This window comes from Pseudomonas sp. SK (assembly GCF_012975065.1).
Taxonomy (GTDB): Bacteria; Pseudomonadota; Gammaproteobacteria; order Pseudomonadales; family Pseudomonadaceae; genus Aquipseudomonas; species Aquipseudomonas anuradhapurensis.
Genome location: NZ_CP051857.1, coordinates 3,298,443 through 3,311,024 on the forward strand (window position 1 = coordinate 3,298,443; position 12,582 = coordinate 3,311,024).

8 protein-coding genes are annotated in these 12,582 nt (G+C 64.9%); 4 read left to right on the forward strand and 4 right to left on the reverse strand.

Features of this window, described 5'->3' with window-relative positions; genetic code table 11:
• Positions 1 to 66: 66 nt before the first annotated feature.
• From HG549_RS15125 to katG, 3 genes are all read right to left on the reverse strand, one after another.
• Positions 67 to 2,616, reverse strand: coding sequence for an EAL domain-containing protein (locus HG549_RS15125; RefSeq protein ID WP_170030313.1), 2,550 nt, complete (start codon positions 2,614 to 2,616; stop codon positions 67 to 69).
• A gap of 114 nt (positions 2,617 to 2,730) precedes the next feature.
• Positions 2,731 to 4,059, reverse strand: a complete 1,329-nt coding sequence (pssA, locus tag HG549_RS15130; protein ID WP_170030314.1) for a CDP-diacylglycerol--serine O-phosphatidyltransferase — start codon at positions 4,057 to 4,059, stop codon at positions 2,731 to 2,733.
• 113 nt (positions 4,060 to 4,172) lie between these two features.
• Positions 4,173 to 6,431 carry a catalase/peroxidase HPI gene (gene katG, locus HG549_RS15135; protein WP_170030315.1) on the reverse strand — a complete coding sequence of 753 codons (2,259 nt, stop codon included), beginning with the start codon at positions 6,429 to 6,431 and terminating at the stop codon, positions 4,173 to 4,175.
• A 377-nt stretch (positions 6,432 to 6,808) separates the two neighbouring features.
• Here katG and HG549_RS15140 point away from each other — a divergent pair, with 377 nt between their 5' ends.
• A complete protein-coding gene (locus HG549_RS15140) occupies positions 6,809 to 8,662 on the forward strand; it encodes an ABC transporter ATP-binding protein (protein WP_170030316.1) in 1,854 nt (617 codons plus the stop codon).
• 148 nt (positions 8,663 to 8,810) lie between these two features.
• Here HG549_RS15140 and HG549_RS15145 read toward each other — a convergent pair whose 3' ends face one another.
• A complete protein-coding gene (locus tag HG549_RS15145; protein ID WP_170030317.1) occupies positions 8,811 to 9,638 on the reverse strand; it encodes an IclR family transcriptional regulator in 828 nt (275 codons plus the stop codon).
• A gap of 250 nt (positions 9,639 to 9,888) precedes the next feature.
• Between HG549_RS15145 and HG549_RS15150 the strand changes: the two genes are divergently transcribed.
• Genes HG549_RS15150 through HG549_RS15160 form a run of 3 tightly spaced genes read left to right on the forward strand, consistent with a single transcriptional unit; the run spans position 9,889 to position 12,573 of the window.
• Positions 9,889 to 10,908, forward strand: a complete 1,020-nt coding sequence (locus HG549_RS15150) for an ABC transporter ATP-binding protein (RefSeq protein ID WP_170030318.1) — start codon at positions 9,889 to 9,891, stop codon at positions 10,906 to 10,908.
• Positions 10,905 to 11,774, forward strand: coding sequence for an ABC transporter permease (locus HG549_RS15155; protein WP_170030319.1), 870 nt, complete (start codon positions 10,905 to 10,907; stop codon positions 11,772 to 11,774). Before HG549_RS15150 ends, HG549_RS15155 begins: the two co-directional genes overlap by 4 nt.
• 4 nt (positions 11,775 to 11,778) lie before the next feature.
• Positions 11,779 to 12,573 carry an ABC transporter permease gene (locus HG549_RS15160; RefSeq protein WP_170030320.1) on the forward strand — a complete coding sequence of 265 codons (795 nt, stop codon included), beginning with the start codon at positions 11,779 to 11,781 and terminating at the stop codon, positions 12,571 to 12,573.
• Positions 12,574 to 12,582: the final 9 nt, after the last annotated feature.

A 12,582-nucleotide genomic window follows, 5' to 3' on the forward strand; every position in this document is an offset into this window, starting at 1 on the left:
ATGATGGCACGGATATATCACACTGACCGACGCTGACCTGCACTCCAGGTCATGCGCACGTGGCCGTCAGGACACTCCACGATCTACCCCTTCGTCGGCACCCATCAGTTGCATCAACGCCCGGTTTTCCACCGGCCGGCTAAGCAGGTAGCCCTGCACCTCATGGCACTGGTCGTCGCAAAGCAAGGCCAGCTGTTCTGCGGTCTCCACGCCCTCGGCGGTGACCGTCATGCCCATCGCGTTGCCCAGGTTGATGATAGCCTGCACCACGCTGCGATCACTGCTGCTGGTGCCCAGCGACTGGACGAAACGCTTGTCGATCTTGATGCTGTCGAACGGGTAGGTGCGCAGATAGCCCAGGGAAGAATAGCCCGTGCCGAAGTCGTCCATGTTCAGGCGCACCCCCAACTCCTTCAATGCGTTCATGGTCTGCAGGGCACCCTCTACGTCATTGAGCATGACGTTCTCGGTAATCTCCAGCTCCAGGCGATGGGCAGGCAGGCCCGTGTGCCGTAGTGCTTCAGCCACGTCGCGCACCACGTCGCTGCGGCTGAACTGCGCCGGCGACATGTTGACCGAGACCAGGATCTCCAGCGGCCAGCCACGCGCCAGGGTGCATGCCTCCTGGAGTACCCAGTTGCCCAGTTGCACGATCAGGTCGGACTCCTCGGCCAGGGCAATGAAGCGGTCAGGCCGCAGCAAGCCGAGCCGCGGGTGTTGCCAACGCACCAGCGCCTCGGCAGAGGCCACCGTCACCCCGTCCACCTTGTAGCGCGGCTGGAAATGCAAGCGCAGTTCACCCCGGGCGATGCCTTCGCGCAGTTCACGCTCCAGCTCGCGCTTTTCCAGCAATGCCGAGTTCAACTGTGCCGAGAAGTACCGCCAGGTATGCTTGCCAGCCTGTTTTGCGCTGTACAAGGCCACATCGGCATAACGGATCAGGTCGCTGGGCGAACCGGAATACTCTGCGGACAACACCACCCCGAGGCTGACCCCAACCTGTACCTTGTGTTGTTCGAGGCTGATCGGGCGCTTGAGGTTTTCGATGACCCGCGCGCAGAAGCGGTCCATGTCATCATGTTTGCCCGGCCGGGCCAGGACGATGACGAACTCGTCACCGCCCAGGCGTGCCACCAGGTCGGTGTCGCGGGTCACCTGCCCTAGCCGACGCGCCACTTCGATCAGCACGGCGTCCCCGGCCGGGTGGCCGAGGCTGTCATTGATCGGCTTGAAATTGTCCAGGTCGAGCATCAGCAAGGCCAGCTCCCCTACCCCGGCATCCTCGAGGAAGCGGAACAGTTTGTTGCGATTGGGCAGGCCGGTGAGCGCATCGTGTAACGACAGGTGCTGGACCTGCGCATGGGCCGCCACTTCGTCGGTGATGTCCGTGCAGGTGCCGCGGAAACCCTGGCAAACCTTGTGATCGATAATGGCCTTGGCGGCAACCCGGCACTCTCGCCGTTGCTCGTGGTGATCGCGGTACTGGCAACGCAGGCTGCCCGTCGACTCGCTGCCCGCCAGGCCGTGCAGCCAGGTTTCGACCTGCCCGGTAGCGCAGTCGAACAGATCGCTGATGGGGCGTTGCAGCCAGCGCTCCAGGGGATGCCCGGTGAGTTCGGTGAAACGCGGTGAGAGATAGGTCAGGTGCTGCTGCGCATCGGTTTCCCAGATCCAGTCCGAGGCGGCTTCGGCCACCGCCTTGAAGCGCGCTTCACTGGCTTGCAGGGCGGCTTTCGAGGCGGCCAGCGCGTAGTGGCTGCGGTCCATGCTGGTACTGGCGCGCATGGCGTAGCGAGCGCACAGGGCCATGACCAGGGCGATGATCAGCAATGCCAGGGCCAGGGGCAACAATACCGTCTCGAGCAGGTCGGTCCCGGGCTGTTCGATCTGCCAGGTCAGCGCATAGCCACTGTCCTCCAGCGGCAAACGCCCCTGGTCTGCCTGCAGCTGAGGCGCGGCCACGACGGCAAAGCCTGACAGCCCCGCAGAGCGGCCCAGTTGCCCGAGCACCTTCGGCTTGAGTAACCGCACGAAGACCAGTACTGCGCCAGCATTCGGCAGGGAGGGCCGCGCCGACGGCGGGCGGATGACGGCTGCGGTGAACAGCGCCGGTTGGCCGTTGAACACCAGGTAGCCGGAGGCAGCCTGGTCCTCCTGCGTCATCGCCTGCCGAGCCCGTTGCAGAACCTGGGCGCGGCTGCCGCTGAAGTCTTCGAAGCCCTGTTCGCTGAGGCGCCCTTCGAGCATCGCGTAGGGGGTGCCGTCATCATCCAGGACGAACACGCCTTCATAGCCGTCGGTGCTGTAGAGCGTCTCGCCCAGGTTATCCTCGTCGTAGGCCCAGTGCCGGTCCACACGGCCCGCCAGGTGCTCGTAGGCGGCCTGCCACACGGCATATGAAACCAGGTAGTTGCGTTCGCTCTTGTGCAATTGAGTGAGTGCCGACTCGGCGTGAAAACGGCTCTGGGTTCGCTCGCGCGCGTCAAGTGACTCGGCGATGCGGTACAAGGAAACCAGGCCCAGTAGCAATATCAGCAACAGCAGGCTGGAAAAGACCAGCGTCAACTGCCGAACCACCTGACTGCGTGACGAATTACTGCCGAAGGTTGCATCCATTCAGTGGGCGCCTTTTGCCGGACTCCAGAGAATGGACTGCCAGCGATTGGCACCGATCGATCCGGCCGACGACCGGGCGACCAACCTCTGCAGCCCTGCAGATTCGAACGAGCCTCAAAGTACCCGTTTGATCAACGGCTCCAACCGGCTGAAGCGTAGCCGGCGCAGCAACTTGCGTACTTGCTTGGGATGCTCGGCCTTGGCCCCCAGCGCCTGCGCCGGGTCGATCTGCGGCGCATGCCGGCGCAGCTCGCTCAACTCGGCCTCCCGAGGCGCCAGCCATTGGCCATGCGGGTCATCGATCAGCAGGCCGTTCTCCAGGTCCAGGTTGAAACCGCGTGGGTTCAGGTTGTTGCCGGTCAGCATCGAATAGCGTTGGTCGACCCACACCCCCTTGGCATGGAAGGTATGCCCGGGGTCATTCCAGATCCGCACCTGCAACTGGCCACTGGCAATCGCGGCCTGCCGGCGCCGGGCAAACGTGCGCAGGTTGTCTTCATACAGGTACGGCAAGGCACCACTGGCGCTGAACGGTTCGCCGGGTGCGATATAGAAGTCGTTGGCCGTACGGTCGCCGACAATCAGCTCCACCCGCACGCCCCGCGCCAGCGCAGCATCGAGCTCACGCATCAATACCCGTGGCGGGTTGAAATACGGCGTGCTGATGATGACCTGGGTACGCGCCGCCGCCAGCAAGGCGCACAGCGCCCGGTTCAGCGGGTTGCCACGGCCTACGCCGAGCAGCGGAATGACCCGCAGGCCTTGCCCCGCCCCGTCGGCCGGCGCCTCGTACTTCATGCGCCGCAGGCGCGCACGCAAGCGCCGGATATCACCGCGCAGGCTGCGGGTGGCAGGCGGCGCCGGCAGGTCCAGGCGTGGCGTAGCGGTGTGGTGCAGCAAGCGCCGGACCAGGTCGACCATGGCGTCGGCCAGCGCTGGTGCGTGGAACAGGTGGTAACGGTCCAGGCGGTAGCGGTCGAAGCGGTGCAGGTAGACGTTGTTCAGGCTGGCGCCGGTGTAGATCACGCAGTCGTCGATGATACTGCCCTTCAGGTGCAGCACCCCGAACAGCTCGCGGGTTTGCACCGGCACGCCATGGATCACGATATCCAGCCCGTGTTGCTGGCGCTGGGCCTGATACCAGGCGGCATTACCCGGCTGGCGGCCCGCTCCCAGCAAGCCGCGCCGGGCACGGAACCAGTCGACCACGATGGTGATATCCAGGCCTGGCCGTGCGGCCTTGGCCTGGTACAAGGCATCCAGCACCTCCTGGCCTGCCTCGTCTTGCTGCAGGTATAACGCAACGATGACGATGCGTCGGGTCGCGGTGCGGATCTGCTCGAGCAGGCAAGCATGATAGGCCTTGGCATCGGCCAATACCTGAATCGACTCAGGCGTCAGGGCGTAGCCTGGCAAGCCTGCCAGCAGGGTTTCGGGGTTCACTGACGCTCACCTTCTCTGTGCAATCACTGTCGTGCATCAGCTTGCACAGGAACATCGCAATGGTCCAGCCCCGACGCGGTAGAGGGCGCCAGGCGCCCTCCGCCGCAACACCGTTACTGCAAGTCGAAGCGGTCCAGCTCCATGACCTTCTCCCAGGCGGCCACGAAGTCGCGGACGAACTTGTCGCCGCCATCACTGCTGCCATACACCTCGCTCAGCGCCCGCAACTGGGCATGCGAGCCAAACACCAGGTCGACCCGGCTGGCGCTCCACTTCAGCTGCCCGGTCTTGCGGTCACGGCCTTCGAAAGCCTCGTTGTCGGCCGAGGTCGCCTTCCATTCCACGCCCATGTCCAGCAGGTTGCGGAAGAAGTCGTTGCTCAGGGTGCCGACCTTGTCGGTGAACACACCCTGCTGGTTGCCGCCATGGTTGGCGCCAAGCACACGCAGGCCGCCGATCAGTACGGTCAACTCCGGGGCGGTAAGGGTCAGCAGTTGGGCCTTGTCCAGCAGCAGCTTTTCAGCCTTGACGCTGTAGCGGGCCTTGGTGAAGTTACGGAAGCCATCGGCCAGCGGTTCCAGCACAGCGAACGACTCGACGTCGGTCTGCGCCTGCGAGGCATCGGTACGCCCCGGGCGGAAGGCCACGCTGACGTCGTGCCCGGCATCCCTGGCAGCCTTTTCCACTGCAGCAGCGCCGGCGAGGACGATCAGGTCGGCCAGGGAAATTTTCTTGCCACCGGCATTGAACTCGGCCTGGATCTTCTCCAACGCCGCCAGCACCTTGTCGGTGCCCTGGTTCGCCGGCCAGTCCTTCTGCGGTGCCAGGCGCAGGCGACCACCGTTGGCCCCGCCACGCTTGTCCGAGCCGCGGAAGGTCGACGCCGCCGCCCACGCGGTGGCCACCAGCTCGCCAACGCTCAGGCCCGCCGCCAGCACCTTGGCCTTGAGTGCAGCAATGTCCTGCTCGCCCACCAGTGGGTGGTCGACTTTGGGAAGCGGGTCTTGCCACAGCAGCTCCTCGTTGGGCATTTCCGGGCCCAGGTAGCGCGCCAGCGGCCCCATGTCGCGGTGAATCAGCTTGTACCAGGCGCGGGCAAAAGCGTCCGCCAGCTGCTCGGGGTTATCCTTGAAGCGGCGCGCGATCGGCTCGTAGATCGGGTCGAAACGCAGCGCCAGGTCCGAGGTAAGCATCGACGGCGCGTGGCGCTTGGCCGGGTCGTGCGCATCTGGCACGGTGCCTGCCCCCTTGCCCTCTTTTGGCCGCCACTGGTGCGCCCCTGCCGGGCTCTTGGTCAGTTCCCAGTCGAAGTTGAACAGGTTGTTGAGGTATTCGTTGCTCCAGCGGGTGGGGGTGGAGGTCCAGGTAACCTCCAGGCCGCTGGTGATGGTGTCTGCGCCTTTACCCGTACCGAAGCGGTTGGCCCAACCCAGGCCTTGCAGCTCCAGGCCGGCCGCTTCCGGCTCGGCCCCGACATTGTCGGCAGGCCCGGCGCCGTGGGTCTTGCCGAAGGCATGCCCGCCGGCGATCAGGGCCACGGTCTCTTCATCGTTCATGGCCATGCGGCCGAAGGTTTCGCGGATATCGCGGCCCGAGGCGACCGGGTCGGGGTTACCGTCCGGACCTTCCGGGTTTACATAGATCAGGCCCATCTGCACCGCGGCCAACGGGTTTTCCAGGTTGCGTTCGCCACTCAGCGCGCGGCTTTGCTCCTCCGGGTGCTTCGCTGGCTCGGCGACCAGGTCACCCTGGCCCGGCGGCTGGGCCTTGACCTGCTCCTTGCCGTAACGCAGGTCGCCGCCCAGCCAGACCTTTTCCGACCCCCAGTACACGTCTTCGTCCGGCTCCCACACATCGGCACGGCCGCCGGAAAAGCCGAAGGTCTTGAAGCCCATGGATTCGAGGGCGACGTTGCCGGTGAGCACGATCAGGTCAGCCCAGGAGATCTTGTTGCCGTACTTCTGCTTGATCGGCCACAGCAGGCGCCGGGCCTTGTCCAGGCTGACGTTGTCCGGCCAGCTGTTGAGCGGGGCGAAGCGCTGCTGGCCAGAGCCGGCACCGCCGCGGCCATCGCCGATGCGGTAGGTACCGGCGCTGTGCCAGGCCATGCGGATGAACAGCGGCCCGTAATGGCCGAAGTCGGCTGGCCACCAGTCCTGGGAATCGGTCATCAGGGCGGTCAGGTCTTGCTTCAGGGCCTGGAAGTCGAGGCTCTTGAACGCCTTGGCATAATCGAAGCCCGGGTCCATCGGGTCGGACTTGGAGGAATGCTGGTGGAGAATCCTCAGATTGAGCTGGTCAGGCCACCAGTCACGGTTGGTGGTGCCGCCACCTGCGGTTTGATGGAACGGGCATTTCGATGCGTTCGACATCTGCGTGTACCTTCGGGTCGTTTATCCAGATTTCCGGTCTGTGCCAGGTGTTCTTTCAGCCGAGCGCGTGCGCCCGTGCTACCCCTCATCAGGTCTGTACGAGGGCCTGCGAAACTGCCACGGCAAGCGCCGGCGGTCTTGCACACAAGTGCTGACACAGCGCCCGCTCGCGCAATTGGCGAAGCCAGAGAAAAGACTAGCCGAGCCTGGGCAGAGATCTAATAGAGTGACTGTTAGGGGCTGATAGGCTGGCTCTGTCAGCTTGCAGGCTCGCCGGCTCCGCGCCACAACGAGCCGCGCTGGCAACTAGAACCCACGGAGCGCTGCGTGTTCTGTATGGTTAGCGGCCAGGGCAAAGCTGATTTCCGGAGACAAGCATGCTGCGTATTTTTGAACGATGGCTCGACCCCTTCCCCCCCGACGAGGTACCACCGCCACCGGTGGGCCTGCTGCGCTTCATGTGGGCCTGCACCCGCGGCGCGCGCGGCTACATTCTGGCACTGGCCTTGCTCAGCGCCGCGGTGTCAGTCTACGAAGCCTGGCTGTTCGCCTTCCTCGGCCAGGTGGTCGACCTGCTTGCGGCCTGGCAGGCCGGTGATGCCGCAAGCCCCCAGGAAAGCCACGTACTGTGGGGGATCGGCATCGTCCTGGTGACCAGCGTCGGGCTGGTGGCACTGCGCACGATGGTCCAGCACCAGGTACTGGCGATCAATTTGCCGTTGCGCCTGCGCTGGGATTTCCACCGGCTGATGCTGCGCCAGAGCCTGTCGTTCTTTTCCGACGAGTTCTCCGGCCGGGTCACCACCAAGGTGATGCAGACGGCGCTGGCGGTGCGTGAAGTGCTGTTTACCGTCATCGAGATCCTGCCTGGCATCGGCGTGTATTTCATTGCGATTATCGCCCTGGCCGGTGGCTTTGCCCTGAAGCTGATGCTGCCGTTCATTGCCTGGGTGCTGCTGTTCGGGCTGGCCATGCTGTATTTCGTGCCGCGCCTGGGCGAGGTCGGGCAGGAGCAGGCCCATGCGCGGTCGTCGATGACCGGGCGGGTGTCGGACGCCTACACCAACATCACCACGGTGAAACTGTTCTCGCATTCCAAACGGGAAGCGCATTTTGCACGCGCCGCCATGGAGGACTTCAAGCACACCGGCTTTCGCCAGATGCGCCTGGTCAGCCAGTTCGAGATCGTCAACCAGGCACTGGTGGTGGGGCTGATCCTCGGCGCAGGCGGCTATGCCCTGTGGCTATGGCACCAGGGCCAGGTCGGCACCGGCGCGGTGGCGGCCATCACCGCCATGGCCTTGCGCATCAACGGCATGTCGCACTGGATCATGTGGCAGATGACCTCGCTGTTCGAGAACATCGGCACCGTGCAGGACGGCATGGCCACCCTGACCCGCGGCCCCAAGGTGCAGGACGCGCCGGATGCCGGCGAACTGGTGACCCGCGGCGGCGCGGTGACCTTCGACAAGGTCAGCTTCAACTACAACGGCGAGCGCCAGGTACTCAACGACCTGAGCCTGCACATCCAGCCTGGCGAGAAGGTCGGGCTGGTCGGCCGCTCCGGTGCCGGCAAATCCACGCTGATCAACCTGCTGCTGCGCTTCTATGACGTGGACAGTGGCGAAATCCGCATCGACGGGCAGAACATCGCCCTGGTTACCCAGGACAGCCTGCGCAGCGCCATCGGCATGGTCACCCAGGATACCTCGCTGTTGCACCGCTCGATTCGCGACAACATCGCCTATGGCCGCCCTGATGCGAGCGAGGCGCAGATCCGCGCTGCTGCGGTCAATGCGCAGGCCGATGGTTTCATCAGCCAACTCAGCGACCGCCAGGGCCACAGCGGTTACGACACGCTGGTGGGCGAGCGCGGCATCAAGCTGTCCGGCGGGCAACGTCAGCGTATCGCCATCGCCCGGGTGATGCTGAAGAACGCGCCGATCCTGTTGCTGGACGAGGCCACCAGCGCGCTGGATTCGGAAGTGGAAGTGGCGATCCAGGAAAGCCTGGACGAAATGATGCAGGGCAAGACCGTCATCGCCATCGCCCACCGATTGTCGACGATCGCGGCCATGGACCGGCTGATCGTCATGGATGAAGGGCGCATCATCGAGCAAGGTACCCATGCGCAGTTGCTGGCGAAGAACGGGACGTACGCACGTTTGTGGCAGCACCAGAGCGGCGGGTTCCTGGGTGAGGACCAGGGCGTGGCCGAGGCGGTGGAATAGGCGCAAGGCAGGTGGCGCGGTGGATGGCACCGGCTGCGCCGGTGATCGCGGCTGAAGCCGCTCCTACAGGTACCGCGTCAACTGTAGGAGCGGATTTATCCGCGAAGCAGGCGACGTGGTGCCTGGCACCCTATGCTGGATCCGCAGCCTAACCAAACACATGCGAAGGCCGACGCAGCACCGGGTCGAACGGGTTGATCCGCTCGCCTACCGCCGCCGCCTCGCGCTTGAGCAGTGCCACCACGGTCGGCATGCGGTTGGGGCCCAGGCGGTCACTGATGGTCGCCACACTCAGGGCCGCCACGGCATGCCCATTGCGGTCGAGAATCGGCACCGCCAGGCCGGCCATGCCGTCGAGTACACCGGTATTGCGCCCGGCATAGCCAAGGCTGCGCACGTTATCGATTTCGGCGCGCAGCATGACTTCGTCGTAATGGTGGAAATCCTTCAGGCGCGGCAGGTTGTAACGGATCACCTCGTCACGTTCCTCCTCGGGCAGGAAGGCCAGGATCGCCAGGCTGCCCTGCCCCACCCCTAACGCCACACGGCCGCCGATATCTCCGGTGAAGGTACGAATCGGGTACGGCCCCTCACTGCGGTCCAGGCACACCGCATCGAACCCCGAGCGCGCCAGCAGGAACAGCGAGTCGCCCAGCGAGGCCGACAGCCGCAACAGGCTGGGGCGCACTACGTCGCGCAGGTTGCCGGCCTGCCCGGCCTTGGCCGCCAGGGCAAAGAAATCCAGGCTCAGGCGGTAGCGCTTGCTGGTTGCGCACTGGTCGACCATGCCCTCTTCGATCAGGCTGCGCAGCAAGCGGTGCGTGGTCGGCTGTGCCAGGCCGACCCGCTGCGCGAGCTGGCTGACCTTCTCGCCCTCGCCACCACAGTCACCCAGCGCGCGCAACACGGCGAACAAACGGGAGACCGCACTGACGCCAACTTCCTTGCCTTGCGTATTTCGCTTATCGGAATCCATTTTCCCCTAAACCCCTAGGCAATTTCATTCAGTGGAATAATTTCAAAATAGCTGTCACTCAGTGAAATTACCCTTTGTCGCCATCCTAATCAGTGCCCTACTCTCCGGTCCATAGGGCGATATCACAACATCGGCCGCCGCCACTGCCGCGAGCGCCAACGTCCGTAAAAGCCTTGCTTTTCGCCGCTGGCGCTCTGCCCACCCTGAAACTGCCGGTTGACCCCGGTTCCGTTTGCGATGGAGCACAGCCATGACCTTTCTGTTGATCGACAAGCTTTGCAAGCGCTATGGCGCCACGGAGGCAGTGGCCAGTTCGTCACTGGCCATCGACAAAGGCGAGTTCGTCTCCCTGCTTGGCCCTTCCGGCTGCGGCAAGACCACCACCCTGCAAATGATTGCCGGCTTCGTCGAGGTCACCAGCGGCCGCATCGTTCTCGATGGCCGCGACATCACCCATGCCAAGCCGGCCAGCCGCGGCCTCGGGGTGGTATTCCAGAGCTACGCGCTGTTCCCGCACATGACCGTGCGTGACAACGTCGCCTTCGGCCTGCGCATGCGCAAGGTGGCCAATGCCGACATCGCCCGTCGCGTCGACCAGGCCCTGGCGCTGGTACGCCTGCAGCAGCAGGCCGGGCGTTACCCACGCGAACTCTCTGGCGGCCAGCGCCAGCGTGTCGCCCTGGCCCGCGCCTTGGTGATCGAGCCGCCGGTGCTGCTGCTGGACGAGCCGCTGTCCAACCTGGACGCGCACCTGCGCGAGGAAATGCAGTTCGAGATCTGCCGCATCCAGAACGAGGTTGGCATCACCACCTTGATGGTCACCCACGACCAGGCCGAGGCCCTGTCGATCAGCGACCGGGTGGTGGTGATGGAGGCCGGGCGCATCACCCAGGTGGACGACCCTTACCGCCTGTACGAGCACCCTGGCACGCCATTCATCTCCGATTTTGTCGGCAAGGCCAACCGCCTGCGTGGTGTGACCGGCCCGGGCGGGCAACCGCAGGCGCAGGCCCAGGGCCCGTTGACCCTCAGCCTGCGCCCGGAAAAGATCAGCCTCGGCCCGCTCGGCAGCGGCAAGCTCGCCGGCTGCATCAGCTGCCGCTACTTCCTCGGCAGCCAATGGCTGTATCGGGTCGACACCGCCCTGGGCAACCTGGCCGTGGTGCGTGCCAACGATGGCAGCATGCCGCTGGCTGAAGGGACCCAGGTCGGCCTGGACTGGAACGATGCCCTGCTGCGCGTGCTGAACGCCGACGAGGTGGCGGCATGACTACGGCAAAGCTGCGCAGCAGCGCCTGGGGCTACGGCCTGAGCAGCCCGGCCCTGCTGTTGTTCCTGGCCTTGCTGGTGGTGCCCCTGGGGCTGACCGTACTGCTGTCGTTCAACGCCTTCGACTACAGCAGCGGCATCCAGGCCGGCCAGTACACCCTGGGCCACTACCTGAACCTGATAACCGATACCTACTATTACGAGATCTTCTTCCGCACGTTGTGGATCAGCGCCGTGGTCACCCTGCTGTGCGTACTGATCGGCATTCCAGAGGCGTTGGTGCTGAGCCGCATGGGCCCGCCGTGGCGCTCGATCTTCCTCATCCTGGTGCTGACGCCGCTGCTGATTTCGGTCGTGGTGCGGGCCTTTGGCTGGAGCCTGCTGCTGGGTGCCGATGGCCTGGTCAACCAGGGCCTCAGCGCCTTGGGCGGGCAGCCGGTAAAGCTGCTGTACACGCCGTTCGCGGTGATCATCGGCCTGGTCCACGTGATGCTGCCGTTCATGATCATCCCGGTGTGGACCTCGCTGCAGAAGCTTGACCCCGCTGCCGAGCAGGCCGCGCTGTCGCTGGGCGCCAGCCAGTGGACGGTGTTCCGCCGCATCGTGCTGCCACAGATCATGCCCGGTGTGCTGTCGGGCACGCTGATCGTGTTCGGCCTGGCCGCCAGTTCGTTCGCCATCCCCGGCCTGCTGGGCGGGCGCCGGCTGAAGATGGTCGCCACCATGATCTACGACCAGTACCTGGCCGAACTGAACTGGCCGATGGGGGCCACCCTCGCCGTGGCCCTGCTGCTGATCAACCTGCTGGTGATGCTCAGCTGGAACCGGCTGGTCGAACGCCGCTACAAACGTGCACTTGGAGTCTGAATTCATGACCCGCAACGGCCCATTGGCCCTGTCCTTTCACACCTTGGTGATGCTGTTCATGCTGGCCCCGCTGGTAGTGGTGTGCCTGGTGGCCTTTACCCCGGAAAACACCCTGAGCCTGCCTACGGCCGGTTTTTCGCTGCGCTGGTTCCACGCTGTTTTCGAACGTGCCGATTTCCTCGATGCGTTCTACAACAGCCTGAAGCTCGCAGCGCTGGCGGCCTCGCTGGCCACCCTCATCGCCGTACCGGCGGGCCTGGCGCTCACCCGCTACAGCTTCCCCGGCCAGGGTTGGCTCAACGGCCTGCTGCTGTCGCCGATCATCATCCCCCACCTGGTGCTGGGCGTGGCCCTGCTGCGGCTGTTCGCCCTGCTCGGGGTCAATGGCACCTTCGCCTGGCTGGTATTCGCCCATGTGGTGGTGATCACCCCCTACGTGCTGCGCCTGGTACTGGCCGCCGCCATCGGTATCGACCGCAGTGCCGAACAGGCCGCGCAGAGCCTGGGGGCCGGCCGCGCCACGCTGTTCTGCAAGGTCACCCTGCCGATGATCCTGCCCGGCGTGGCCGGCGGCTGGCTGTTGGCATTCATCAACAGTTTCGACGAAGTCACCCTGTCGATCTTCGTCACCTCGCCCGCCACCCAGACCCTGCCGGTGCGCATGTACGTGTACGCCACCGAATCCATCGACCCGATGATGGCCGCCGTTTCGGCACTGGTCATCGCCGTCACCGCGCTGACCATGGTCGCCCTGGACCGGGTGTACGGCCTGGACCGCGTGCTGGTGGGCAAGCAATGACAAGGAGTG

Bases quoted from the DNA above. Each gene is read 5' to 3' on its own strand.
- HG549_RS15125 (WP_170030313.1), bottom strand. From the start codon at position 2,616: ATGGATGCAACCTTCGGCAGTAATTCGTCACGCAGTCAGGTGGTTCGG.
- katG (WP_170030315.1), bottom strand. From the start codon at position 6,431: ATGTCGAACGCATCGAAATGCCCGTTCCATCAAACCGCAGGTGGCGGC.
- HG549_RS15140 (WP_170030316.1), top strand. From the start codon at position 6,809: ATGCTGCGTATTTTTGAACGATGGCTCGACCCCTTCCCCCCCGACGAG.
- HG549_RS15145 (WP_170030317.1), bottom strand. From the start codon at position 9,638: ATGGATTCCGATAAGCGAAATACGCAAGGCAAGGAAGTTGGCGTCAGT.
- HG549_RS15150 (WP_170030318.1), top strand. From the start codon at position 9,889: ATGACCTTTCTGTTGATCGACAAGCTTTGCAAGCGCTATGGCGCCACG.
- HG549_RS15155 (WP_170030319.1), top strand. From the start codon at position 10,905: ATGACTACGGCAAAGCTGCGCAGCAGCGCCTGGGGCTACGGCCTGAGC.
- HG549_RS15160 (WP_170030320.1), top strand. From the start codon at position 11,779: ATGACCCGCAACGGCCCATTGGCCCTGTCCTTTCACACCTTGGTGATG.